Below are 26,630 nucleotides of genomic sequence, written 5' to 3' on the forward strand. Positions count from 1 at the left end.
CTTAATCTTCCTCGTTCTCAATATTTGAGCCATCATTGTATTTTGGTGGAAATCCAGCTTCTGTTAGTGTATCTATAATAGACTTCCTGTAGGTTTTTCTATCTTCTGTTGTCCAAAAGGAAAAGTTCTCTGCATCCGGATTATAATATTTACAAAAGACATTTCTTGTACATATCGGGATATAAGAGCCTGACTTATCTAATTCCATCATCTTTAATCTTTTTGCAGCAAAAGTTGAAGAATTAAATGCTGAATTATCTTTTTTTCCTAATAATGCAAGATTACTTATTAAATGCATAGAATCATCATCTTTAGAATCATTTAATAATGATTCAACATCATGTGCTATCTCTCGAAATATTTTTTCTAATCCTTTCCCATCTGTTTTAAACTTTGGTAACTCAAGTTGAATGCGACAAAGATTTTCCACACGCCTCTGCTCTTTATCAGGTTCATTTGGAAATTCTACTTTTGATAATGCTCTGAACTGGTAATCTAACCAATTAAACCAATCTTTTCTTTTTTGCAATTCTTGAGAATTTTGGGCATGAATATGTTCTATACTCCAAACAGTTCCTTTATGCTTTGAGAAAGGATATCTTTGATTTGCTCCAGATTTACCTACCGTCATTACATTGAAAAGATTAAGTATTCTATAGAGACTGCGATTTCCTGATTCACCATTATAATGTATTTCGTCAATATTGATTGATTTAATTGTGTCTGCAATTTTTTCTGTTAAAAAATCCCTAAAGCCTTTTCTATCTTTGCATTTTGAGCTTTTATAATAATCAAGGATTTCCTTTAATGACAAAATATTTTCATTGATAATGTATCCGATAAGGTGATAAAGATTTTTATCTATATACCATTCTTGCAGAGTTTCAAAATTAATTACAATTTCTTTCCATATTTCCAAAAAATCTTTTGTTTTAGAAATGGTGTTAAAATAATCAAATGGTTTTTTGTTTTCTGGAGTAGATAACTCAAAAAGCAAGTCTATTCTTGTAGCTTTATCTATATTGGATAAAAAACTCCAGAATTCTGTATCATGAAGTTTATGTTCAATTTGATCCCATTCTGCAGCCATTGAAATTTGCTTTAATAGCAATGTTTTTTTATTTGCTTTTTCCACTTCAAGTTTTAGTTCTTCATCTTCAATAGGAGATAACTTCAATGTTTTTTTTATAGAATCCTCGGAAAGTAGCAGGGCTTTTATTAATTCTGAATCTGTTAATTTTATCTTACCGGCATTCAATCTGTGAAAAATATTAATCGGAGTACCGTCTGAGTCGTCTACCTTGTACCAAATAAATCTTAACTGTTGAAGAATAGTATTAAGAATGCTGCTTGCAAAACTATTACGTAAAAGGACATTTGGTTCTTTGTTTTCAAACCATTCTGTTATTCTTTGATAAGCCTTATAAATATGAGAGAAATCAATATCATCTTGAACTTTTTCCTTTACAGGATTTTTTAAAAAAGATTCACTAGATGCTCTTCCTGCACTATCATAAATTATGGAATAAAATGTTGAATCATTTTTATATACGGTTTTATTTATATACAATAGAATTAAATATAAAGTTGTCAGTCTTTGCTGCCCATCTATAACTTCATATTCTGTGCCTTTTTTTAGGAGAACCAGTGGTTGAATACAATAGTAATCTGTTCCATCTGTTTTATCTTTGAATTCTATAATATCATCCAGAAGTTTTTCAACTTCAATGGGAGTCCATCTGTAACCTCTTTGGTAATCAGGAATTATGAACGTAAATCCTGCGAGTTCCTTGATTGCAACTGTTTGTAATTTTTTGTTTGGATCAAAATTTTCTTCCATACTTATTATAATCCCCTTAAAAAACTTGTGGCGATTCACGGATGACGAGAATCACAGTTTGTGAAAGCAACGCTTGAGCAAACTGTACTGATAAAAATTACACGTATGTAATTTTTATAATATCTACATTTCTTTCAACAGTTCTTCTATTACACCTATATTTATACTCAACTAAACTATCATTTTATGATAGCCCTGCGCTTTTTGCACAGATTTCTATAAATTTCCAAAGGCAAGACAAAAAGAAATTTCTTCATGCAAAGATTATATTACAGCAACGGAAAATTGAACACAGAAATTTCATCATTATTCTCAGATTGCAAAGAAGCGGAATAAAGTTTAAGATTGCAAATAGCATTTCCACTGTCATCCCCGCACTTGATACGAAAATCTTAATAACAGATTGCAGGATCAAGTCCGACAATGACATATTGATTTGTCATTCCCGTGCGCCGACACAGGGATCCATTACAGGAGATCATCAAACGAGTTTCTTCCAGAAACATCGCAGGGTCAAGCCGGATAATGACAAAGAAGCTGGATAATTGCAAAAACTTTTTAGGAGAGAGCATGAAAATAAACATTCTTCTTTTTGACAAATTTGAAACGCTCGACGCATTCGGACCTGCTGAAATTTTCGGAAAAGCTCAGGAATTTGAACTTGACTATTTTTCAGTTGATGGTGGAATTGTAACAAGTTCGCAAAATGTTTCTGTTGTAACAAAACCAATCACAGAAGAAAAAGAAGATTGCGTTTGGCTGATTCCCGGTGGCGAAGGAACGCGAAGCCTTGTTCACGACGAGGACTTTCTTTTTAAATTAAAACAACTTGCCCAAAAATCAAAGTTCTGCCTTTCAGTATGTACCGGCTCTGCCCTTCTTGCAAAATGCGGTGTACTTGACGGAATCCGGGCAACTTCAAACAAAAGGGCATTCGAATGGGTAAAAACAACTTCGCAAAAAACGCTTTGGATTGAAAAGGCTCGCTGGGTCGTATGCGGAAAATTCTACACGTCATCTGGAATCAGCGCAGGAATGGACATGGCGTTGGGCTTTGTTTCCGACACCCTTGGAAAAAACAGGGCGACGGAAATTGCCAGGCGGATTGAATACGTATGGAACGACAACCCGGAAAAAGACGACTTTTCAGCAATTTAATAAGGAAGCAAAAACATGGTTCAAATCAGAAAAGCAACCGCCTCGGACATTGACGCACTGATGAAATCCCGATGCCGGACAATGGGCGATGTATGCGGATTTTGTGATGACTATGAATTTTCCGCCGAATTTATGGAAGCCACAAAAGAATATTTTCTGCACGGAGACGGAACTACCGTAATCGCAACTGACGATTCCGCTGGAACACCGCAAATCGTGGGAAACGCAACGCTCTGCTACACAAACTTGATGCCGACATTTTCTCACCCAGGCGGAAAACGCGCGCACCTGATGAACGTCCACGTTGAAAAAGAATTCCGCCGCAAAGGAATTGCCCGCAAAATGATTGAGCTTCTTATTGACGAGGCAAAAGAACTCGGCGTTACCGAAATCAGCCTGGACGCAACCGACGACGGCAGAAAACTCTACAAGACAATGGGCTGGCACACAAACAATGAAGCGATGGCGAAGGATTTATAAAGCGGAAATAAATTAAAAAAGTGAAAAATTTCTTGAAATCACCGCAAGGTTCAGCATTTTTCCTCTTTACAAAAATCACAAGTTGATTTAGACTAACGAGCGTTAGTAGTTAAGCGAGGTTTATATGTCGGAAAAAATCACAAAGGAAAGCGTTATAAAATCTCTTTTGGACACAGCGTTTTACAAGTCCGCGGGCGGAACAAGCCTTTCAGATATAGCCGAATCGCTTGGAATAAAAAAAGCGTCGCTTTACAATCACTTTGAAAGCCGCAACGACATAATCGATCAGACAACTTTTTCCTGCGCCGAATATTTAAGAAACATTTCATTTATTCCGGCTGAAATTGAAAGCGTGGCAAAAAAATATCCAGTTGAAACTGTCCTAAAAGGAATCGTAAGCCGCTACGTAAAAATGCACGAAAAAGCGCCACTGTTTCAAATTTACACTTTTGTGGAAAGCCAAAAATATTTCGACATAAAAACCGCGCAGATTATAAAGGAAGAAAATGAAAAGCTTGAATCTCAGACTGAAATCGTGCTTGAATGCCTTTTGAACTTGGGAAAAATAAAAATTTCAAAAGAGCAGATTCCAGGAATTTCAAAATGGTTCTGCGCCGGAATAAACGACTTTTTAAACCGACGTCTTTTAGAACGCAAGCAGGCTGTTGTGCAGAATCCCAAGAGCGGCGAAGGAGAACTTTTTACGCTTCAATCTGACGACAAGGGAATCGATGAAATCAACAGGCTTGTAGAGCAGTTCAGCAATCTTTTGCACGCCTAAAATTTTTCAAAAATTTCTTGAGGAAAAAATGAATCAGATAAATATGCCTTTGATTGACAGCCAGCATCTTTTTTTGCTTTTTATTTTTTATTCTTTTGTCGGATGGATTTGCGAGGAAATCTGGGTTTCTTCACTTTACAGAAAAATTGAAAAACGCGGAATGCTGCACGGTCCGATTTGTCCTATTTACGGATTCGGCGCGCTTATAATTCTTTTTGGAATTTATCCTTGGCGCGAAACTTGGTTCAGGCTTTTTGTAGCTTCGGCAATTTTAGCTTCAATTCTGGAATATTTTTCAAGCTGGCTTTTGGAAACGATTTTTCACACAAAATGGTGGGATTATTCGGCGCATAAATTCAATTTAAATGGAAGAATTTGCCTTTTAAATTCCTGCGCGTTCGGGTTTGGCGGAGTTGCGCTTGAGCATTTTCTGCATCCAATAGCCGTAAATCTGATTTTCGCTCCTGAAATTCAGCCTTTCATTCCTGCAATTTACTACGCGTTCAGCACGATGCTCGGAATCGATTTGATTTTCACGGTAAAGCGGCTTGTTAAATTCAGCGAGACAATGGAAAAACTCAAAATGTTCGGCGAGCAGCTCAAGGAAAAATACGGAAGCGAATCTTGGTTTGCGGACACGAACTTGCACACAATGATTCAGTCTGTAAAAGCGAGAATCGAATCCGGCTCAATTCAGGCAAGCGAAAAAATGAAAGAACGACTTGAAAAATTTTCACGCAGGCAACGCAACGAAGAAAGCCTTTTCAGAAAATTTCCTACAATGTCCAGCCGCGAATACAAACTTCCGCTTGACCACATAAAGCAGACGCTCAAGGAAAGCATAGAAAAGAAACGCAACGAGCGCCTGAGCAAAATCCGAAAGTAACCTAAATTCCACAAGTTTGTCATTGCCGTGTCAAGCGCGGCAATGACAAACTGTTTACCAAGCAAAAAACACCAAAATATTGTGATTTTTCTCACATAAAGACAATTTTCAACGTAAAATCAGCAAATTCTAGCATTTTTTGTAAGCCTAGGCTAAATTTCAATGGAAATGCCTTCATTTTTCTTATAAAATTAAAGAAATTATAGCAAATTTATTGTGATTTTTCTCACAAAAAAAATTAAAAGGGGTACAGAATGTCAAGAGTATACAATTTTAGCGCAGGTCCGTCTTGCTTGCCGGAAGAAGTTTTAAAAGAATGCGCAGCAGAAATGCTCGACTACAACGGAAGCGGCCAGTCAGTAATGGAAATGAGCCACCGCTCAAGCACATATCAGGCGATAATTGACCACGCGGAAGCTCAAGTCCGCAAGCTTATGAAAGTTCCAGAAAACTACAAAATTCTTTTTTTGCAGGGAGGCGGTTCAACTCAGTTTGCAATGGTCGCAGAAAATCTTGGCATCCACACAGGAAAAGCGGCTTACATTCAGACTGGAGTCTGGGCAAAAAAGGCGGCGGCGGAAGCAAAGCATCTTGGAATAAAAGTTGACATAATCGCTTCAAGTGAAGACAAAAATTATTCTTACATTCCGCGTGTTGAAAAAATTGAAGGCGACTACGATTATGCGTACATTTGCTTCAACAACACAATAATGGGAACTCACTACGAGTACATTCCCGACACTGGAAAAATTCCGCTTGTAGCAGACATTTCATCTTGCGTTTTGAGCGAAGAACTTGACGTTTCAAAGTTCGGACTTCTTTTTGCAGGCGCGCAGAAAAATCTTGCTCCGGCTGGAGTTACGCTTGTTATAATCCGCGAAGACTTGATTACAGAAAATCCGCGCGAAGGAACTCCGACAATGCTTTGCTACAAAACTCACGCAGACAACGGAAGCATGTACAACACTCCGCCTTGCTACACAATTTACGTTCTCGGAAAAGTTCTTGACTGGATTGAAAAGAACGGAGGAGCAACTGGAATCAACAAACTGAATGTTGAAAAAGCAAACTATCTTTACGACTATCTTGACTCAAGCGATTTCTATCACGCCACAGCAGAAAAAGGAAGCCGCTCGCTCATGAATGTTCCGTTCCTTACAAAATATTCAACAGGCTCAAAAGACGAAGCCGACATTGCAAAGGAAAAAGAAATCAATGCAAAGTTTGTAAAAGAAGCTGAAGCCGCGGGTCTTGTAAATCTTAAAGGACACAGACTTGTTGGCGGAATGAGAGCTTCAATTTACAATGCGATGCCGATAGCCGGAGTCAAGGCTCTTGTTGAGTTCATGAAAAAATTCGCAGAAGAAAACAAATAACAAACGGAGAAAAAAATGTTTAAGATTCAGACACTAGACAGAATCAGCGCAGTTGGACTTGATAACTTTCCGCGCGATGAATACGAAATTGCAAGCGAAATTGTAAAGCCGGACGCAATTCTTGTTCGCAGCCACGATATGCTTTCAATGGAAATCGACCCGAACATAAAAGCTGTTGCCCGCGCAGGAGCCGGCGTAAACAACATTCCGGTAAAAGACCTTGCTCAGAAAGGCGTTGTAGTTTTCAACACGCCGGGAGCAAACGCAAACGCTGTAAAGGAACTTGTAATCCTCGGACTTCTTATGGCAAGCCGTCCTGTAATCGCCGCAAACCAGTGGGTAAATTCACTTGCCGGAAAAGGCGCAGAAATCGCAACGCTTGCTGAAAAGGGAAAGAAAAATTTCATCGGTCAGGAAGTAAAAGGAAAAACTTTAGGCGTAATCGGACTTGGAGCAATTGGAGCGCAGGTTGCAAACACAGCCGTAGAACTTGGAATGAATGTAATCGGCTACGATCCGTTTCTTTCCGTAGATGCCGCTTGGAGCTTGAATCATCAGGTTAAGCACGCTGAAACATTGGACACTCTTCTTGCAAAAGCTGACTACCTTACTTTTCATGTTCCGGAAACTCCAGACACAAAAGGCTTTGTCAACGCAAATACAATCAAGAACATGAAAAACGGCGTAAAGCTCATAAACATTGCGCGCGGCGGACTTGTAAACAACGAAGATGTTCTTGCGGCAATCAGAGCCGGAAAAATTTCGTGCATGGTTACAGACTTTGCAGCTGAAGAACTTATTGCCTGCGACAAAGTAATCTGCCTTCCGCATTTGGGAGCTTCAACTCCAGAAGCAGAAGACAACTGCGCGGTAATGGCTGTAAAAGAGCTTCGTGATTTCCTTGAGCGCGGAATCATCAAAAACAGCGTAAACTTCCCAAAGACAACAACAGACAACCCAATTCCTTGCGGCGGAACAAGACTTTGCATTAGCCACAAAAATGAGCCGGGACTTGTTGCGCAGTTCACGACAATTCTTGGAGAAGCAAATCTCAACATCGAAGGAATGGTCAACCAAAACCGCGGTGAAGTTGCCTACAACATTATTGATGTGGCAGGAAAAGTCACCGAGCAAACTTTGGAAAATCTTGCTGCTATAAAAGACGTTACAAAAGTAAGACCAATCTACAACTAAAAATCTTTCATCAAAACAATATTTCCCTGCGGAATGAATTTTATTTGTCTTTCGCAGGGATTTTTTATTTTAAATTGTCGCAAAAAAATTTCATTTTCTCGCTGAAAAATAATTCAAAACCTTTCCCCGGTATATTGACATATACAGTAGCATGGTATAGTATAATAAAAAACTTACCACGGAGAAAAATTATGGAAATGGAAGAAGAAAAAAAATCTTGCTGTGCAAACAAGACAACCAAACGCCCGGAAGAGGAATTAAGAAAACTCGTAAACAGACTCAGCAGAATTGAAGGTCAGATCAATGGAGTAAAAAAAATGCTCCAGAACGACGCATACTGCACGGACATTCTCATTCAAGTTTCAGCGTGCCAAGCCGCATTTAACTCGTTCACAAAGGAGCTCCTTGCAAGCCACATAAAAGGCTGTGTTGCAGAAGGAATAAAAAAAGGCGACGAAGAAATTGTTGACGAGCTTGTCCGCACACTTCAAAAACTTATGAAATAAATTTTCATGGAAGAAAAAAATGATAAATGTAATTTTAGTTTTATTTATAATTGTAGTTTTTGCATTTGCCTTAAGAAATTCAATAAAGCATTTTAAAGGCGAAAGTTCTTGCTGCGGCGGAGGCGGCGGAACTTTAGTTGAAAAAAAACAGCTTGAAAATCCTGTTGTTGAAAAAAAGACAGTTTTTACAGAAGGAATGAAATGCTCAGAGTGCGCAAAAAAATTATGGAACTCGCTGAATAAAATCGAAGAGCTTTCTGTAAAAAAAGTAAACTACAAAAATGGAACTGCGGTTTTTGAAGCAAGCAGAAATATTTTAGACGAAGAAATCAAATCTGCTGTTGAAAATGCAGGATATAAATTTATAAAAACTATTCCATAATAAAAAGGAAATTTCATTCTTGACTTTTGTCTGTAAGCAAGGAGGTTCGAATGGAAAAATTTCTTATTTCAGGAATGAGCTGTGCCGCTTGTTCGGCTAGAATTGAAAATGCAGTAACAAAAGTAAAAGGCGTGCAATCTTGCGCTGTAAGCCTTCTTACAAATTCAATGTCCGTGGAAGGAACGGCTTCCGCAAAAAGCATAATTCAAGCTGTTGAAAAAGCAGGCTATGGCGCAAAAGTTTCAGGCAGCGAAAAAACAAGCAATTCAGAAGACCAGGAACTTTTGCTAGAAAATTCAGAACTAAAAAATCTAAAAAGCCGCTTGGCAAGTTCATTGATTTTTCTTTTGATTCTCATGTATTTCAGCATGGGACACATGATGCTGAGCTTTCCGCTTCCTTCTTGGTTCAACGGAAACCATGTCGCAATGGGACTTGTTCAGCTTTTGCTTACAATCATAATTTTATTCATCAACAGAAAATTTTTTATAAGCGGAACTAAAGGACTTCTTCACGGAACTCCAAACATGGACACGCTCGTTGCACTCGGAAGCGGAGTTTCATTTGTGTACAGCACACTGGTTCTTTTCAACATGACTGACGCAGTTCTAAAAGGCGATGAGCCGCGCGTAATGAAATGTATGGACAACTTCTATTTTGAAGGAGCTGCAATGATTGTAACTTTAATCACTGTAGGAAAAATGCTCGAGTCCATTTCAAAAGGAAAAACTACAAACGCTCTAAAAAATCTAATAAAGCTAAAGCCTGAAAACGCAACAGTCATCCGTGAAGGCAAAGAAATTGTAATTCCAATAAGCGAAGTAAAAAAAGACGACGTTTTTATTGTAAAGCCCGGAGAAAATATTCCTGTCGATGGGATTGTAATTGAAGGCGAATCTTCTGTAAACGAATCCGCATTAACAGGAGAAAGCATTCCAGTCGATAAATCTGCAAAAAGCGAAGTATATTCGGCAACTATAAATTTAAACGGATTTTTAAAATGCAAGGCATTGCGTGTCGGAGAAGAAACTGCGCTTTCACAAATAATAAAACTTGTAAGCGACGCTTCCGCAACAAAAGCTCCGATTGCAAAAACAGCAGACAAAGTTTCTGGAATTTTTGTGCCGTCCGTGCTTTTAATTTCAGCAATAACATTTTTTGTCTGGCTGATTTGTGGCGCGGAATTCAACTTTGCATTGTCCAGAGCAATCGCAGTTCTTGTCATAAGCTGTCCTTGCGCGTTGGGACTTGCAACTCCAGTGGCTATCATGGTCGGAAACGGAGTCGGAGCAAAAAACGGAATTCTTTTTAAAACCGCGACTTCACTTGAGGAAACTGGAAAAATAAAAATTGTCGCGCTAGACAAAACTGGAACAATAACGAAAGGCGAGCCGGAAGTAACTGACATTGTTGCGACGAATGATATTTCAGAAAAGGACTTGATAAAAATTGCAGCATCGCTTGAATCCAAAAGCTCACATCCTCTTGCAAAAGCTGTTGTAAAATTTTTCAGCAACTCAAGTTTTGCCAGCGAAGAACTTTTCGACACGCAGGATTTTGTTTCGCTTCCGGGAAATGGAATTTCATGCACAATCAAAGGAGAAAAATTTTTTGCAGGCAACTTAGTCTTCATAGAAAAAAATGCAGACATTTCAGCAATAAAAGAAAAAGCGGCTTTGTTTGCTTCCGAAGGAAAAACTCCGCTCATATTCGCAAAGGAAAATAAAATTCTTGGAATGATGTGCGTTGCGGACAAAATAAAAGACGACAGTGCGCAGGCGGTTTCGCAGCTAAAGGCAATGTCTGTAACTCCGGTTATGATTACAGGCGATAATGAAAAAACGGCGCAGGCAATCGCAAAAAATGCCGGCATAGAAAAAATTATCGCGGGCGTTCTTCCAGACGGAAAAGCAAAGACAATTGCAACTTTAAAATCAAAAGGAAAAACTGCGATGGCTGGAGACGGAATCAATGATGCTCCGGCACTTGCAAGCGCAGACATTGGAATCGCACTTGGAGCAGGCAGCGACATTGCAATTGATTCCGCGCAAGTTGTTCTTATGAAAAATTCACTGCTAGATGTTCCGGCGGCAATTCGGCTTAGCAAAGCAACTCTGAAAAATATTCATGAAAATTTATTCTGGGCATTTTTCTATAATGTTGCGGGCATTCCTCTTGCAGCTGGAGTTTACTATAAAGCATTCGGACTGCTTTTAAATCCAATGTTCGCGGCGGCGGCAATGAGCCTTTCAAGTTTCTGCGTTGTAACAAATGCGCTTAGACTGAATTTTTTTAAGCCATACAAATTTTCCAAATCAGAAAATAAATTTCAATCTTCAAAAAGACAAGAGGAGGTTACTATGTCAACGATTGAAAAAACTATAAAAGTTGAAGGAATGATGTGCGGACATTGCGAAGCGCACGTAAAAGAAGCTCTTGAAAAAATCAAAGGAATTGAAGAAGCCACAGCAGACCATGAAACAGGAAAAGTTGTCTTAAAACTTTCAAAAGAAGTCGATGACAAAAAAATTTCAGATGCAGTAAAAAAGGCTGGATACACAGTAGTCTAAAACAAACTTCCGTGGTGAAAAATTTCGCCACGGATTTTTTTTTCATAATAAAAATTTATTCCGCGCAAAACAAAACGCTCTTGAAAATCTAGCAAAAATTCAGTGAAATAAACTTATGAAACAAAACAAAAAATTTATTAAGATTATTTCATTATTTGTATTTTTATTTACACTGAATTTCATTCACGCCGAAAAAACTCCAGTTGAAAATTTATATGAATACAAAATGGAAAACGGCCTTACAGTTTTTGCCGCAGAAAACCACACAGTTCCATTAGTCTATATTGAAATTGCAATCCGCGCTGGAGCCATAACGCAAACTCCGCAAACCGCAGGACTTTTTCATTTGTATGAGCACATGATGTTCAAGGGAAACAAACTTTACAAAGATGCGGCATCAGTGAACAGGGCACTTTCAAATCTTGGAGTTGCAAGCTGGAACGGAACAACAGGAATAAACCATGTGAATTATTTTTTCACAGTGCCGTCAAACAAACTTGAGGAAGGACTTGCGTTTTGGAATGCGGCGGTTCGTTCTCCTCTTCTTGATGAGCAGGAACTTGAAAATGAAAAAAAAGTTGTGCTTTCAGAAATTGAAGGCGGAAAATCAGAGCCATCAAAAATTTTTTATAGCTATTTAAACAAAAAACTTTTTCCAGATGCGCCGTACAAACTTGATTCCGGCGGTTCATTTGACGCTGTAAGAAATGCGACTTCAACTCAGCTAAAAGAAATAAAAGGAAAATACTACATTCCAAAAAATGCCGCACTTTTCATCGGCGGAGATATTCAGCCCGAAGAAACTTTTAAGCTTGCAGAAAAAATATTCGGAACTTGGAGCAACAACAATTCAAATATTGAACATTCAATTCAGCAAAAAAAAGAACCGTTTGAAAGTACACAATTTTGCGTAATGCCTTTTGACAAAATCACAAAGGAACTTGCGCAGATTATGATTCAGTTCAGAGGTCCGGACGCAGACTTTGATTTGCAAGACACTTATGCCGCGGACTATCTGATGTATCTTTTGTCAGAGCCAAACGGAGAATACATTCAGTCGCTTTACAAAAATTCAGAATTTAAAATTCCAGACTTCAACAATTCTTGGGCGCAATATGCCACAGTAAGAGCGAACGGACTTTTTGAATTCGGAACAATTGTGTCAGAGCCGGAAACTTTACTTCCAGAACGAACGGAAAAAATTCTTTCAGAAATTCAAAATTTAATTATTCCGAAAATTGCAAACGAGAAAAAATTTTTTACTGAATCTTACAAATCAAAAATAATAGAAAAATTAAAAGACAATCAGACGCTGACAACAGAAACTCCTTCAGAACTTTTGACAAGCATCCGAAGCTGGTGGACGAATACAAATGCAGAATACTTTTTCAGCTACTACGACAATCTTTCAAAAGTTACGCAGGACGATGTAAAAAGAATTGTAGAAAAATATTTATCAAACAAAAAGCCGCTCGTAAGCGTTCTTTTAAATCCTGAAATTTACAACAGCACGAAAAAAGATTTTGAAAGCACAGGATTCTATGAAATTCATTCCGATGAAAAAAGATGGTGGCAGGAAAAACAATTTGAATTAAAAGAACCGATTCAGAATTCAAATTACAAATTTGCAGAAGAAAAAAATATTTACATTCCGCAAGAAAATCAGTCGAGCAAAACTGAAAATAAAATTTTAAAACGGAATATTGAAATTAAAAAACTGAAAAACGAAATTCCTGTTTACATAAACAACACGAGCGACAAAATTATTTCCATTGCGATTCTTTGTCCGGGCGGAGTTGAAAAACTTACACCAGAAACATCGGGCATGGAAACGACATTGTTTTCTTTCATGGCGGATTCTTCAAAAAAGTTTTCGTACAAAAAGCGAACAGAAATTTCATACGACACAAATTCCAGCATAGGATATTTTTCAAAACTTTCTGGAAGCGCACTTTACTTAAATACAATGGACAAGCATTTTGAAAAAACACTTTCAGTTTTTCTGGACGGATTTTTAAATCCTACATTTAAGCAGGATGACTATGAAAACACAATCAATGCTTTGCGCCAAAGAATACAAGGAATTTTCAACGACCCGGAATCTTTTTTGGCTTACACAATTTCAAATGAACTTTACAAAGGTCATCCTTACGAAGCAAAAACTTTTGCAACTCCTGATTCAATAAAAAATATTACAATAGAAAATTTAAAAAATTATCACAAAAAGCTTTTGGCAAATGGAAATTTTTCTGTTGTTGTTTCAGGAAAAATTGATTCAGAATTTTTAATAAAAAAACTGAACAGCACAATTGGAAAATTAAAATTTTCAAACGAGGAAACAAAAAGAAAAATCATACAGCCAATCAGCATACAAAAAAATGCGCCGGTTACACTTCGCCATCCGTCAGCAGAAGGAACGGCATACATTACAAAAGTTTTCGCTTCTCCTGCAAACACCGAGCCTAACTTTATTCCATGCGTGCTTGCAGGAAATATTTACACAGACATTCTTTTTAATGTTGTAAGAGAGCACTATGGAATTTGCTATTCGCCGCAGAGTTATGTCATCGGCTCGAAAGCACCTTACGGAATTGAGCATTTATTTAAAGTTTCTGATTTTGTCAATTTTGAAAAAACCATGCAAGAAGCAAGAAACTACATGGCAAATGACAAAATCGTAGAAAAAACAAATGCGGACGGAAGCTATGAATTTTCAACGATTGAACAAAATTTGGAAGGCTACAAAAATTCGTATATAAATCAAACTTACCAAAGCCAGCAAACCAGCGCAGGCTTAGTTTCAATAATGGGATACAACTTGATTCAGTTCAACGATATTGACTACGACCTAAAGCAACTGGAACAGATCAAGCAAACTTCCGCGCAAGAAATTCTCCGTGTCTTCAAAAAATACTGGATTGAAAATCCTTCCGCTTGGTTCGCAATAACTGGCGAAAACACAACTTTAAATTTTGGTGAGCAGGAGCAATAAGTCCTTTAAACGGAAACTTTCTTATACGGATGATTTTTTGCATCTTAAGCTGACTTATAATTTCATCCGTATCTGAATGTTCATAAATATTCACTGAGCAATTTTTCCCAGCAATTTTATTCAAGGCAATCATCGCCTCTTGATTCAATTCATCTTGAGTAAAACGGTTTGGATTTTTTCTTACAAGCTCCAGAACAATTTTTGCATCAGGCGCAATTTTTTTATCTGATTTTCCTGAGCAAACATCACAGCCATCACACACAGCCTGTTCTCCGCCCAAAGCATCTAATAAAATTTGACGGCGGCAAGTTTTGCTTTCTGCAAATTTCTGCATAATTTTTCTTCTGTCATTTTCTTTTATTGCTGAAAATTTTTTGTGGTCATTAAAACTCCAAAGCAATATCGCATTTGAAATTTCCCCATCTCTTCCGCCGCGGCCGGCTTCCTGAATATAAGATTCCGCGCTTGGACTTGGCTCCAAATGAATGACAGTGCGGATATTTTTCTTGTCCACTCCCATTCCAAAAGCGCAAGTACAGCACAAAACCGCATCGTCTTTTGGATAAAACCATTTTTCAACTTTTTGCTTTTCTTCGCGGGTCATTCCAGCATGATAAAATTTCACTTTGTCATTTCCGTAGTAAGCAGAAAGTTCCCTCGCCATGTCTTCAGATTTTGCACGAGTTCCGCAAAAAATAATCAGCGGCTTTTGTTCCGTCAGCGCAAGTAAAAAGGCAGTCCGTTTTTTTGCATAGCATTTTACAACTTTATAGTGAATATTCGGACGGTCGCTTTCGCTTCTTACAATTTTCGCCTCTCCATCAAAAAGAACTTCAGAAACTCTTGCAAGAACACTTTCCGAAGCAGTCGCAGTAAAAGCGGTTACAACAGGCGGATTAATTTTCTTTATAACTTTTCCAAGATTTAAATACGCAGGCCTAAATGAATCGCCCCACTCGCTTACACAATGAGCCTCATCAATTGCAATGTGAACAATTCCAAATGAACAAAGCTGCTCCAAAAGATTTTGATTTTGCAACGCCTCTGGGTTTGTAATTATCACTTTTGCGCCGTTCTTTATGCGCATAAAATTTTCTTCACGCTCTAAATCAGTCTGGCCGCCTCGAAACACAACGCAGTCAAGACCGCCTTCATCCATTCTTCTTTTTTGATCTGAAATAAGCGCAAGCAAAGGATAGATAACAAGCGTAGGTTTATCTAAAAGCAAAGCCGGAGCAAGAAAGCAAAGCGATTTTCCAGCTCCAGTCGGAAGCAAAACAATTTGCCGTCCGTTAGAACAGACATCATCTTTTAAAACATCATCTCTTGGATTTGCCGAATCCAAAATATTTGCAATTACAATTCTCTGCCACGGAAAAAAATAAGAAATACCAAAAGCTTTTTTCGCCGCCTGCAAAACTTCATCAGAATCCAAAGTGCTTTCTTCTTCCGATTCTGGAATTGCCCAAAACTCATCATTGATTTCTTCTGCCATAAAGTCCTCTTTTTATTTGCGCAAAAAAAACTGCCTAATAAATTTTACTTTACTAGGCAGTCTGATTTTTTCTTATAAAAACTTTATTGCTCAAGAAAAACAAAAAATGCAGAATCAACTGCAAAATTTTTTTTCAGTTTAAGAATTATTTTTCCGCGCGGCAAATTCTTTCATCTTTTCAAAAAGCGATTTTGCGTCAGGACATTTCAAAAGTTCCTCAACATTTTTTTCATCGCGAAGAATGTAGCTCATGGAAGAAAGCAAAAGCATGTGCGGCGAAGAAGTTTTTTTCGGCGAAACAATCATAACAAAGACCTTGCACTTTTCACCGTCAAGAGAATCAAAGTCCACTCCGTTACGGCTAATTCCCAAGGCAACGCAAGTGTGGGTAACAGCGTCGGATTTTCCGTGAGGGAAAGCAACTCCATGCTGCATTCCAGTGCTCATAATATTTTCACGCTCACGCACATCGGCAAGAACAGTTTCCCAGTTGCGCACAGCCCCGGAATTTGCAAGAAGCATGACCATTTCCTGAAGAATTTGATCTTTTGTAGTTCCCTTCAAATCCACAGAAACAGCGTCCGGCGCAAAAAGCTTAAGAATGTCGGAACTTGTGCGGCTCACTTCGCTCTGGTCAAAGAAATTTATTTTTTCAGGAACATAGTTTTCCTTTAAATTCTGAACAAGATTTCCAAGGCGGATTAAAACTTCGTACATCGCATTTTTTACAAAGCCTGAATCTTCCGCGCTTGTTTCAATTTTTACAACAGATTCAGTTTCTGTAATTGAAAGAGAAATTCCGTCTTTTCTTGCTTGGGAAATTCCGTCGGAAATATTCATCATCTGAACATAGAATCCTTCGCTTCTAAGATCCTTAAGGAAAATATCAATTACAAGGTCGGCAATTTCATCAGAGCCAAAATCCCAAGTAAACGCAACGTTGTCTGTTGAGCGGGTTTCTTTTTTTGTTCCCTTTCCGTTTATAGAAAGAGCCGCGGAAATAAGAGGAGGCGCAAACAAAGTTGTAACAAGCGTCATAAGAATAACAACGCCGAACATCTGCTCATCAAGAATTCCAGCTGTAAGACCGATTCCGGCTATAATAAGAGCAACTTCTCCACGAGGAATCATTCCGCAGCCAATTCTCAAAGCTCCCTTCAAGTTAAAGCCGAATCCCAAGGCAGGAAGTCCGCAGCCAACAACTTTCGCAACAACCGCAAGCACAGTATAGAACGCGCCGAACGCAAGAACTTCCTTGGACATAAGCTCGCGCATATTCACCATCATTCCCATTACAGCAAAAAACAGCGGAACAAAAAATTTGTAAAGTCCATGGATTCTTTCCTGAATAATCGCCGCAATGTCAGTTGCAGAAAGTGAAAGTCCTGTAATGTACGCGCCGATAATCATCGCAAGCCCTTGCTTTTCAAAGAAGCCGCCAAGAAGCAACGCAATTCCCAAAGCGCAAATCGAAAAATCATAAGAATGCTTAAAAAGCTTTAGGAACTTTGCAATTTTCTTTGAAAAAACAAGACCAGCAGCGGTAAACACAAGCCAAATTCCAAAAGCGCGCGCAGCAATCAAAAGAATCTTAACGCCGTCAATTGAAACCTGTCCGCCTTCAGAACTCAAAGCCGCAACAATTCCCATCACAACAGCAAGAAGAATAATTCCAAGAACATCGTCAAAAACAGCAGAGGCAAGAATCGTAACGCCTTCCGGGGAATCCATCTTCTTTTTGTCAGACAAAATGCGCGCCGTAATTCCTACAGAAGTCGCGGTGGACATAATTCCAAGGAAAAGACATCTTACATCCATTATTCCGCAGCCAAAAAGCATCATTCCTGCAATGTCGCCCAAAAGAAACGAAGCCACAACTCCGCCAAGACCAATCACGCCGCCCGCAAGAGAATAACGCAAGAAAAGCGCAAGGTCAGTTTCAAGACCGGAAGCAAAAAGCAAAATAACAGAAGCCACAGTAGAAAAACCGTAAAGCTCAGGAGTTACAGCAAGCGAAGCAGAATTCAAGCTGAAAATTCCAGACGGAAACCCAGGAAGCGGAATTGCACCCAAAGCATAAGGACCGATAACAACACCGGCAATCAACTCGCCAAGAACCGATGAAATCCTGACTTTCTTAGCAAGAAATCCAAAAAAGCGGACAGCAAAAAGCAAAACTCCGATTTGAATAACAAGAGTTCCCATCCGGGCAGTAATATCGCCTTCCATAAAAAAAGCCTCCGAGAAAATATATAAGTCCGTATTTTATAACCTTTTTTAGACCTATACAATAAGGGCATCTTTAAAAATGAACTGCGAAAACTGAAAAATTATTTTTTTGCAACGATTACCATTGTTTTGGCGTTTTGGTCGTAAGGCTCGCCGTAAAATCCTCCGAAAACCTGCGCAGAAGAAAATCCACACTCGTTGCAAAGAATGTCGCGCAGCTCGGCGGCGGAATAAAGGCGCTGGACAAATTCGTGCTCAATTCGTTTTCCGTCCTTGCCAATCAAAATCCATTTTGAAACCAAGCCTTCCCAGGCGCCCTGCACTTTAAATTCCGTAAGAACGGTCATTCCGGCGCGTTCAAACCATTCGCCTTCTGTAAAATATTTTACGGCAGTTTCGCGGCTTATACATTCAAGCACAAAAGTTCCGCCTTTTTTAAGAGCAACATTCACTTTTTTTAGGATTTTTATGTCGTCGCTGATTTTGTCGCAGTAGCCAAACGAATTGTAAATGTTCACGGCGGCGTCAAATTTTTTGCGTGAAGAAAAAGTTCTCATGTCCTTGTTTACAAATTCAATCTGAACACCTTCGTCCTGTGCAGTTTCGTCAGCCGCATCCAAAAACGGCTGAGTTATGTCAACGCCGGTAACGTTCAGCCCAAGAAGCGCAAGTTCCACGCTGATTCTGCCAGGTCCGCAACAAACATCCAGCACAGAATTTCTTTCAGAAAGTTCTGCAAGATTCATCACGCTTTTTGCAATTCCTGCCGCCTGCGCCCACTGCTGCCCATCAAACATAACAGGGCCGTAGTTCAGCCAAAAATCTTCATTTTCAAACCATTCAGTTTCAGTTTTTTTGTTTTTCATTGGCCATTCCATATTGAGTTTGTTTGTTTATAGTTGTATACTATATATATGTCGGAAAAAAAGATAACAGTTTTAGACCTTCTTGACTTGGATTTAAAAGGCCAGGACTCGCTGAACATGAAGTGCATCGCGGGAAGATCTGGACTTTACAGGGAAATAACTGTTTCCGACATAAACCGCCCGGGACTTGCAATTTCCGGATTTTACGAGTCGTTTGCTTATGAACGCGTCCAGCTTTTTGGAAGAGGAGAATCCGCTTATCTTAGAAAGCTTGAATCCGAAGGAAATTTCGATCTTATAAAAAAATTCTTTACTTATGAAATGCCCTGCATCGTTTTTAGCCACAGCATTGAGCCTTCAGAATTTTTTCTTTCAGTCGCGGAATCTTCAAGGTGCGCGGTTCTTCAGACTGACTTGATTTCAACGGATTTTTCACAGCGGCTTTTAAGAGTCTTTTCAAATATTTTCGCTCCAAGAAAAACGCTCCACGGAGTTTTTGTAGAAGTTTACGGCGTTGGAATTCTTCTTATTGGAGAAAGCGGCGTCGGAAAAAGTGAAACTGCGCTTGAGCTTGTTGAGCGCGGACATCGTCTTGTTGCGGATGACATTGTTGAAATAAGATGCGTAAACGGAAACTCGATTATCGGACAGGGAGCAAACAAGCTTATAAGCCACCACATGGAAATCCGCGGACTTGGAATTATAAACATCGCCCAGCTTTACGGAGTCGGCGCAATCCGTGAGCAAAAAGAAGTGCAGATGGTAATAAAGCTTGAAGCCTGGAACCAGACAAAAGTTTATGACAGAATCGGAACAAAAGGAGCTTTTATAGACCTTTTGGGCGTAAAAATTCCGATTATAGAAATTCCTGTAAAACCAGGACGAAATCTCCCAATTATAATTGAAGCCGCCGCAATGAATGAAAGGCTAAAGACGATGGGCTATTATTCCGCGCAGGAATTCAACCAGAATATTTTGCGCTGGATAGAAACCGGAGCCGCCCAGAGAGATTACTATGGAAAAGAAGACTCTTATTGAGTCCAAAAAATAAAAACAAAGGAAGTGCCACTGTGACAGAGAAAATTCTTACAGTTAGAAACCGCGCAGGAATCCACGCAAGGCCTGCAGCATTGATTGCCCAGACAGCAAACAAGTTTTCATCAGAAATAATCCTCGAAAAAGACTCGACCACTGTAAACGCCAAGTCAATAATGGGCGTTATCACAATGGCGGCTGGATATAACACAAACATAACTCTAAAGGCTGAAGGTTCGGACGAAAAAGAAGCTGCCGAAGCGATCTTCAACCTTTTTGAAGCGAAATTTGAAGAGGAGTAGCCGATGAAAAATCTTACAGACCGGCAAAAGGAAGTTCTGGAATTTATCGCGCGTTTTACAGAAGAAAACGGTTATCCTCCGACTGTACGCGAAATTGGAGAAAACTTCGGAATTTCACTTAGAGCCGTGCAAGACCATATCGCCGCCTGCCAGAAAAAAGGCTATCTTTCGCAGTGCCAAAAACGCTCGCGCTCAATCCGTGTTTTAAAAGACGACGGACTTGTAAGGGAAACAAAGCCATTCCTGGCAAAAATTCCGCTGCTTGGAACTGTAGCCGCAGGAAAACCACTTCTTTGCGAGGAAAACCTTGACGGCTATGTAAACATCGCAGAACCTTTTGTCCGCCCGGGAAAAAGCTACTTTGCCCTTCATGTCCGCGGCGCAAGCATGGCAAACGCAGGAATTCTTGACGGCGACCTTGCAATAATCGAGCAGGCAGAAATCGCCACAGAAGGACAGATTGTTGTCGCTGTTGTAAACAACGCAATCACATTAAAAAGATTCTACCGTGAAGAAGAAAGAATCCGCCTTCAGCCAGAAAACCCAGATTTCCAGCCGATTTACACACGCGATGTTCAGATTGCAGGAATAATGGTCGGACTTGTAAGAACATACTAGAATGGCAGAAACAGAAGTCTATCTTTTTACAGGTCCAGAAGCCGGTGAAAAAAACGAAGCAATAGAAAATCTCCGGGATGCAGCCTCAAAGAAAAACAACGGAATTGAGCAGTACAAATATTACGCCGCCGATGTAAGAATTGAAGACATTGTAGCCCAGCTTCAAAATGCAAGCCTTTTTTCTCCGGCGCTTTTTATAACACTTAGAAATGCCGAGCAAATAAAGCAGAAAAGCGACATTGAATCTCTTGTTTCCTGGATAAAGGCTTCTAAAAATTCTCCAAACACGCTTGTTTTAATTTCCGAAGAAAATTCCATAGACAAAAAAATTGAAAGCGCAGTTCCTTCCAGCCACAAAAAAATTTTCTGGGAAATGTTTGAAAACAGAAAGCCTCAGTGGGTTGAAAATTTCTTCAGGAAAAACGGATTTTCTATTGCGCCGGACGCAGTTGAGCAAATTCTTGAAATGGTCGAAAACAACACGGAAAGCCTCAAGTCTGAGTGCTCAAGATTTTTCTTTTGCTTTGAAAAAGGCGCAACAATTACTTCCGCTGACGTGGAAAAAATTCTTTCGCACAACAGGGAAGAAAATGCGTTTACACTTTTTGACTCAATGGCAGACACTTCAAAAAATCCCCAGCAACGTTTTGAAAATTCACTAGAAATTCTTCAGAAAATCCGCGCAACAAAAGAATCAAACGGAATCGCATTAATCGCAGGACTCACATATTGCTTTAGGCAGCTTAGGCTATGGCATTCGCTTCATTCAGACGGAAAATCTCCAGCCGACTCAGAGCTAAAGTCATCAGGATTTTCAGGCAAGCGGAATCAGGAAAAATACTCAAAGGCAGCAAAAATCTGGACAGCAGGCGCCGCATCTTCAGTTCTCGCGCTTCTTTCCGCAACCGACATTTCAATCAGGGAAACAGGCTCTGTGCTTGAAGAAACCTACCTTTATATGCTCATTTATTCAATTGTAATAAAAAACGGACTTTTCTGCTCCGTATGCGAATATTAAAAAATGATATTTAAACAAAAAAAATCCGCCTGAAAAACAAGCGGACTTTCTTTTTAAAGCGGAATCTAATTATTTAGAGTAGAATTCAACAACGAGCTGTTCATTGATTTCTACAGGAATTTCTTCGCGCTTTGGCATCATGATAAGTTTTCCAGAGAAAGCTTCTTCTGAAACTTCAATATAAGCAAGCGGACGGCGGTTTCCATTAAGGAAGCTTGTCTTGAACTGCTCATTTTTCTGGGCTTTTTCACAAAGTGTTACAACCTGACCCGGTTTTATCTGGAAAGACGGAATGTTGATTTTTTTGCCATCAACACGAACGTGTCCATGAGAAACAACCTGACGAGCCATGCGGATTGAATTTGCAAAACCAATGCGGTAAACAAGGTTATCAAGGCGAGTTTCAAGACCAACGATAAGATTTTCACCAGTCTTTCCTTCTTTTCTTGAAGCGATGTCGTAATAACGGCGAAGCTGACGCTCAAGAATTCCATAGTAAGCCTTTACCTTCTGTTTTTCGCAAAGCTGTTTTCCGTATTCAGAAGTTTTCTTTGACTTCTTGAAAGCCGGATCATTTGCTCTGTTCATTGCCTTTGGGTGTCCGCAGACATTTACACCAAGTCTTCTGCATTCCTTAAAACGAGGATTTCTTCTAGTTGCCATAATTTTTACTCCTATTCACCATGGTGATTTTCTCACCAATTTTTGCCGCGGTGAGGGATATAAATTAGTTCAGAAATTATATAAAACTTTCAAACTAATTTCAATAGAGATTTTTGTAAGTGCCGAAGATCGGTCTTTGTCAAAAACACTCAATAAATGAGTTGGTTTCAAATTTCTATTCAGTGGATTTTACAATTCCATATTCGATAATTGCAAAAATTAACAAAAATATTCCATTTATAATTATGTAAGGAGCTATTTTTACTCCCACAAATCCAAAAATTAAATTGCTTAACAAAAAAATAATAAAGAAAATAAGGGAAACAATCCTAAAATTAATATTTCCGCTCCTTCCTTCTATTTTAACTCCTAAAGTACCAATTAAAGTTATGGCAAAACACAAGCCACTTCCAATTGCAAGCAGAATACAGAATGACTCTCCTGAATTTGCAGCATAAAAGCCATAACCTGCAAGCGCAGAAATTAAGACTGACAATATACTTAAAAAGAAATTTGCTTTCATAAAATACATCTCCTTACATTGCAGGTGGAACTGGCGGTACATTCTGAGCAAAAAGCGCAGCTAATTCTTGAATTTCACCAGCTGGCTGCCAGCTTGTCATTCCAGCTTTCCATACCATGCTGTTTTTTGAGAATTGTCCGCTTGCAGCCATCTGCGAAAGAACCTGAACTGTATAAGGGCCTGTGCTTTGACCATTCACAGCAACATTGTACTGAATAACTGGCGGCGGAGGAGGAACTGCAGCGTCAGTCATTTTTGGAGAAAATTGTTGATTTATTCCGCCTAAGGCTCCATTCATCATTCCTGCCATATTCTGACCGATGGCGCTTCCCATTGCCATACCTGCCATCATGCCAGCAGGATTGAATCCGCTTCCGTTACCAAGGTTTACTCCAGCTCCGCCGTTCGCTCCCATATTGCCAAGAGCAGCTGCGCCGGCAATTCCAACTTCCGTTTGTTTTTCAACCTGAAAGGCAGAAAGGTTTGCGCTTTCTGTCTGAAGCTTCTGCGCACGCTGCATTTCCTCACGCTGAATACGCTGCGTTTCTTCAAGATTTTCCATCTGAACACGCTGCATATCCTGCATCTGCTTGATGTTTACTGCAGCCTGAGCCTGCGTTGTCTGAGTTGTTATATCAGCTGTAACAGCTTTTAGCTCCTTATAACCTTCACTGCCTTTGTCTAATTCAACGTCAGAAATATCTACCGCGCTTACAGTTACTCCAAAATCATTTTGCAGGCGAGGCTTTATATAATTCTCAACAGTCTCATTTATCAAAAAAATCTTTCTCTCCAGCTGAATCAAAGGAATTCCTGTGTCTGACGGAATATTTGAAACCACACCTTTTACATACTTTATAACAGAATCACGGATCTGAGCTTGAAAGGAATCCAGATTAAAATCTATCAGGCGGTGCAGCTTTATAAATTCCTTATAATCTGAAATCTTAAAGCTGATTGTTCCCCGAACTGCTACAGGAACTGCGTAGTCCGAAAAACGAGAATCTGCCACATCAAAAAAAGGCACGCCAAATTTTATCTGAATAATTCCTGCAAGGTTGATAAAGTAGATTTCTGCCTGAAAAGGACTTTTCCCTCCAAAGGCAGCTCCTGCAATTGAGGCAAGAATCGGAAAATTGCCTGTTTTTATTGCTTTGTCGTAAGGTCCTTCAATAAAATCCTGCTGGCTCCCATCCTTTTGAGGATAGACAAAAATAGCCACTTCTCCTTCTTTTACACGGAGAGAAGAACCATAACGTATTGCATTTTCTTTTTTAGTGGTGTTTGCAGCCTCACCTTGCGGTCGCCACTTCCATATAAGGTAGCTTGGCTCATCACAGCGGATGACATCAAGCATGCCGCCTTCATTTGTCTTGTTTTTTCCAAAAAGTCCCATATTGTTCTCCAGTTAAACTATTAAGGAAACACTTTCATAAAGCATATTTATCAGTGCTGTGACAAAGCGCTGCGCAATGCCACAAGCTATGCAGATTTTTTTTATAATCACTCTGATTAAATATGAGCCAAATTACCATCCTCTTTTTTCATCCAACCATTGCTCATAATATGCATCAATGAAGCTGGTCATCTTAAAGCTAAATTTCCCTCTCTCGTGCAATTTTATTGCCAGATTTTCACAGTCCTTTCTGCTTCCTGCAATCTGTGTAAGCCTGATTTCTAATTTTATTGGCTTGTTTATATCGTTTTCGTCAGAGTTCATCAGTCTTTCTGACACCTGATGAACATTGTCAAATCCATGTAGCACTGCATTCTGGGATTGATATGGGCAAGCAATAGCCGCTTCGTGTCCTAAAGTCCTAAAGAAAACTGAACCATGAAAATCAGGAGATAAGTAATATTCAGGATAGACTTCTTTGAGGCGCTCCACTACTTCATTTTTAACATCTGCAATAGGCTGAAGTTCCACGGTTGCAGTCGTATCAAGGCACCACACAGGCTTGTCTGAGTCTGTTTCAACTCTTTTAGAGATATTGGTCGTTTCAATCTTTGCGTCAGAAAGAACTTCAAAATACTTGGTGCGGTCTATTACAACATTCTCTTTAGGAACAACGCAGCCGGAAACAAGTTCTGCCCGTTTTTTTTGTTTGACTGTAAAAACTCCGGCGACAGCAAGCATAAGCAATGCCGCTATTGAAATTTTTAACATTTTTCTTAAGAGCAGCTTGTTTTTTATTTTTTTTATCTCCCTGCCGGAGTTTTCAACTCCGTTCTTATAATCGTGCAGATACTGCATAAAATCAGAATCTGCTCCAAATACATCAAAGCCCTGGTTTACAATCAGACGGCACTTGTTGTTCCACACTGTCAGCCAAAAGACTTTGTCTTTTAATGCGGCATAATCTTTGTCTCTCTGGCTGGATGCATAATTTAAAAATCCGCGGATATCATTCTTGTTATTTGGAATCGGGTAAGTTTCAACAAAATCCTTTTTCTCCGCATCAGTTTTCAATGAAACAAACTTCTTTGCAAATTCTTCCATCGTAGATGATGCATTTTCCTTTTCAATTACAAATCCGCAGGAAGGACATTTTGCCGTATCTGTAGCAATCTGAGCGCCACAATTCGGACATTTTCTGATTGCTCCGGCAAAAATTTGCTTTCTTTCTGTAAATTCTTCTGACATTTTTATAACTCCTCTAATCTGTATTTTTTATTTCTTCCTTTATTTTCTTTAGGCAAAGACTGTAAAAATCAGAATTATATTTTTTTGCTTTTTCTATCTGAACAATATTTATTCCAAACGACTCAAGAATTTTTTGTTTTGCAGCTCTCTTAGCTTTTGCGCTATTATCTTCAATGCAGTCAACTGGAATATCGTAGTAGTTTATATTATTGTTTTTTATTCTTTGCAGGATTTTTTTCCTGTAATTCAAAATCCACCAAAGGTCGATTTCTTCATCACAAAGAGAAAGGCCTAGAATATCTATAGTCGTATTTTCCTTGAAAAAATAATCTATCCACGAAACTGACTTGTTTTCTGTTTTGTTTTTATAGTTTTTTTCAGAATATTTTTGCACAACAAAATTTTCGATTTTGCTCAGATTTTCTGTATATTGTTCATACCCCAAACAGATTGTAGATGGATTTCTAAAGTATCCGTGTATAAAAAAAATTGATTTTTGGATTTTGTCATATATAAAATCTAATCTTCGAAATTGAACATTGTTTTCATACGTAAGATGTTTTTCTTTAGGATCCCCGTCATTTTCAATCACATTAGCCTTGCTGATTACAAGGTTGTTGTCAAAATTCGTTGTTAGAATAACATTATAAATATTCCAAAGCTTATGCACAAAATTTGATTTATCCCCCACATACTCTTTTACTAATAAGCGAAGTTCTTTTTCTGTTTTATTTTGATCAGCAGATTTCTTGCAAAGCGATTCGAAAAACAAGGTAGGTGAAATGTTATTTATTTCTTCTATTTTTTCAGATTCAGGACTTTTATCTTTTTGGATTAGCTTTTCCTGAACATAAGAAAGCATATCATTCCAGCTAATTTTCTGCGCATCGCTGATACCGTTACCTGCGAGAAGAACTCTTCTTTCGGCTAAAAAACTTTCTTTTATTCCCATTTCGCTTATCCCTATGCTAATCCGATTTTTCGAGCGCAGCGAAGAAAAATCACAAACCACCCGTCAAACGGGTGGTTTGCACTTAGCCTATAAGGCTAGGGTCTCAAGCTGAGACTTAAG

The 26,630-nt window shown here is 39.0% G+C and carries 23 protein-coding genes; 14 read left to right on the forward strand and 9 right to left on the reverse strand.

Going from position 1 to position 26,630, the window contains the following annotated elements; genetic code table 11:
• Position 1: 1 nt before the first annotated feature.
• Positions 2-1,840 carry a DUF262 domain-containing protein gene (locus Q0H92_RS10475; RefSeq protein WP_296014740.1) on the reverse strand — a complete coding sequence of 613 codons (1,839 nt, stop codon included), beginning with the start codon at positions 1,838-1,840 and terminating at the stop codon, positions 2-4.
• A 570-nt stretch (positions 1,841-2,410) separates the two neighbouring features.
• On the opposite strand from Q0H92_RS10475, the gene Q0H92_RS10480 reads away from it, so the two are divergent.
• The 10 genes from Q0H92_RS10480 (at position 2,411) to Q0H92_RS10525 (ending at position 14,165) form a co-directional block, all read left to right on the forward strand.
• Positions 2,411-2,998: a DJ-1/PfpI family protein gene (locus tag Q0H92_RS10480; protein ID WP_296014741.1), complete on the forward strand. Its 588-nt coding sequence runs from the start codon at positions 2,411-2,413 to the stop codon at positions 2,996-2,998.
• A 15-nt stretch (positions 2,999-3,013) separates the two neighbouring features.
• Positions 3,014-3,478, forward strand: a complete 465-nt coding sequence (locus Q0H92_RS10485; protein ID WP_296014743.1) for a GNAT family N-acetyltransferase — start codon at positions 3,014-3,016, stop codon at positions 3,476-3,478.
• A gap of 124 nt (positions 3,479-3,602) precedes the next feature.
• On the forward strand, positions 3,603-4,259 hold the full coding sequence (locus tag Q0H92_RS10490) for a TetR/AcrR family transcriptional regulator (protein WP_296014744.1): 657 nt from the start codon (positions 3,603-3,605) through the stop codon (positions 4,257-4,259).
• Positions 4,260-4,287: 28 nt separating this feature from the next.
• Entirely contained in the window at positions 4,288-5,145 is an 858-nt protein-coding gene (locus Q0H92_RS10495) for a putative ABC transporter permease (RefSeq protein WP_296014746.1), read from the forward strand.
• A 254-nt stretch (positions 5,146-5,399) separates the two neighbouring features.
• Positions 5,400-6,521 (forward strand): 3-phosphoserine/phosphohydroxythreonine transaminase, encoded by a 1,122-nt coding sequence (serC, locus tag Q0H92_RS10500; RefSeq protein WP_296014748.1) that lies wholly within the window; start codon positions 5,400-5,402, stop codon positions 6,519-6,521.
• 15 nt (positions 6,522-6,536) lie between these two features.
• Positions 6,537-7,715, forward strand: coding sequence for a phosphoglycerate dehydrogenase (locus Q0H92_RS10505; protein ID WP_295800892.1), 1,179 nt, complete (start codon positions 6,537-6,539; stop codon positions 7,713-7,715).
• 191 nt (positions 7,716-7,906) lie between these two features.
• Positions 7,907-8,221: a metal-sensing transcriptional repressor gene (locus Q0H92_RS10510; protein ID WP_296014750.1), complete on the forward strand. Its 315-nt coding sequence runs from the start codon at positions 7,907-7,909 to the stop codon at positions 8,219-8,221.
• A 19-nt stretch (positions 8,222-8,240) separates the two neighbouring features.
• Complete coding sequence (locus tag Q0H92_RS10515; RefSeq protein ID WP_296014752.1) at positions 8,241-8,603, forward strand: heavy-metal-associated domain-containing protein; 363 nt, start codon at positions 8,241-8,243, stop codon at positions 8,601-8,603.
• 50 nt (positions 8,604-8,653) lie between these two features.
• Complete coding sequence (locus Q0H92_RS10520; protein WP_296014753.1) at positions 8,654-11,173, forward strand: heavy metal translocating P-type ATPase; 2,520 nt, start codon at positions 8,654-8,656, stop codon at positions 11,171-11,173.
• Positions 11,174-11,288: 115 nt separating this feature from the next.
• Entirely contained in the window at positions 11,289-14,165 is a 2,877-nt protein-coding gene (locus Q0H92_RS10525) for a pitrilysin family protein (RefSeq protein WP_296014754.1), read from the forward strand.
• On the opposite strand, the gene Q0H92_RS10530 is transcribed toward Q0H92_RS10525, so the two are convergent.
• The 3 genes from Q0H92_RS10530 to Q0H92_RS10540 all read right to left on the reverse strand — a co-directional run bounded on the left by Q0H92_RS10530 (position 14,077) and on the right by Q0H92_RS10540 (position 18,755).
• Complete coding sequence (locus Q0H92_RS10530; protein WP_296014755.1) at positions 14,077-15,660, reverse strand: RecQ family ATP-dependent DNA helicase; 1,584 nt, start codon at positions 15,658-15,660, stop codon at positions 14,077-14,079. The two genes, Q0H92_RS10525 and Q0H92_RS10530, sit on opposite strands and share 89 nt — an antisense overlap.
• 138 nt (positions 15,661-15,798) lie before the next feature.
• The gene (locus Q0H92_RS10535; RefSeq protein ID WP_296014758.1) at positions 15,799-17,889 is read right to left on the reverse strand and encodes a cation:proton antiporter; all 2,091 of its coding nucleotides are present in this window, start codon (positions 17,887-17,889) and stop codon (positions 15,799-15,801) included.
• Positions 17,890-17,990: 101 nt separating this feature from the next.
• Complete coding sequence (locus tag Q0H92_RS10540; RefSeq protein ID WP_296014759.1) at positions 17,991-18,755, reverse strand: class I SAM-dependent methyltransferase; 765 nt, start codon at positions 18,753-18,755, stop codon at positions 17,991-17,993.
• 48 nt (positions 18,756-18,803) lie between these two features.
• Here Q0H92_RS10540 and hprK point away from each other — a divergent pair, with 48 nt between their 5' ends.
• Genes hprK through holA form a run of 4 tightly spaced genes read left to right on the forward strand, consistent with a single transcriptional unit; the run spans position 18,804 to position 21,728 of the window.
• Positions 18,804-19,793, forward strand: coding sequence for an HPr(Ser) kinase/phosphatase (gene hprK, locus Q0H92_RS10545; protein WP_296014761.1), 990 nt, complete (start codon positions 18,804-18,806; stop codon positions 19,791-19,793).
• Positions 19,794-19,825: 32 nt separating this feature from the next.
• Positions 19,826-20,092, forward strand: coding sequence for an HPr family phosphocarrier protein (locus tag Q0H92_RS10550; protein WP_276780891.1), 267 nt, complete (start codon positions 19,826-19,828; stop codon positions 20,090-20,092).
• 3 nt (positions 20,093-20,095) lie between these two features.
• Positions 20,096-20,710 (forward strand): transcriptional repressor LexA, encoded by a 615-nt coding sequence (gene lexA, locus Q0H92_RS10555; RefSeq protein ID WP_013702390.1) that lies wholly within the window; start codon positions 20,096-20,098, stop codon positions 20,708-20,710.
• 1 nt (position 20,711) lies between these two features.
• Positions 20,712-21,728: a DNA polymerase III subunit delta gene (gene holA / locus Q0H92_RS10560; RefSeq protein WP_296014763.1), complete on the forward strand. Its 1,017-nt coding sequence runs from the start codon at positions 20,712-20,714 to the stop codon at positions 21,726-21,728.
• A 69-nt stretch (positions 21,729-21,797) separates the two neighbouring features.
• On the opposite strand, the gene rpsD is transcribed toward holA, so the two are convergent.
• The 5 genes from rpsD to Q0H92_RS10585 all read right to left on the reverse strand — a co-directional run bounded on the left by rpsD (position 21,798) and on the right by Q0H92_RS10585 (position 26,510).
• Complete coding sequence (rpsD, locus tag Q0H92_RS10565; protein ID WP_296014764.1) at positions 21,798-22,391, reverse strand: 30S ribosomal protein S4; 594 nt, start codon at positions 22,389-22,391, stop codon at positions 21,798-21,800.
• A 175-nt stretch (positions 22,392-22,566) separates the two neighbouring features.
• Positions 22,567-22,914, reverse strand: a complete 348-nt coding sequence (locus Q0H92_RS10570; protein ID WP_296014765.1) for a hypothetical protein — start codon at positions 22,912-22,914, stop codon at positions 22,567-22,569.
• 13 nt (positions 22,915-22,927) lie between these two features.
• Positions 22,928-24,310, reverse strand: a complete 1,383-nt coding sequence (locus Q0H92_RS10575; RefSeq protein WP_296014766.1) for an SPFH domain-containing protein — start codon at positions 24,308-24,310, stop codon at positions 22,928-22,930.
• 132 nt (positions 24,311-24,442) lie between these two features.
• Positions 24,443-25,558, reverse strand: a complete 1,116-nt coding sequence (locus Q0H92_RS10580; protein WP_296014768.1) for a zinc-ribbon domain-containing protein — start codon at positions 25,556-25,558, stop codon at positions 24,443-24,445.
• 13 nt (positions 25,559-25,571) lie between these two features.
• The gene (locus Q0H92_RS10585) at positions 25,572-26,510 is read right to left on the reverse strand and encodes a hypothetical protein (protein WP_296014769.1); all 939 of its coding nucleotides are present in this window, start codon (positions 26,508-26,510) and stop codon (positions 25,572-25,574) included.
• Positions 26,511-26,630 lie beyond the last annotated feature (120 nt).

Origin of the sequence: uncultured Treponema sp. (genome assembly GCF_934725225.1) — a bacterium.
Taxonomy (GTDB): Bacteria; Spirochaetota; Spirochaetia; order Treponematales; family Treponemataceae; genus Treponema_D.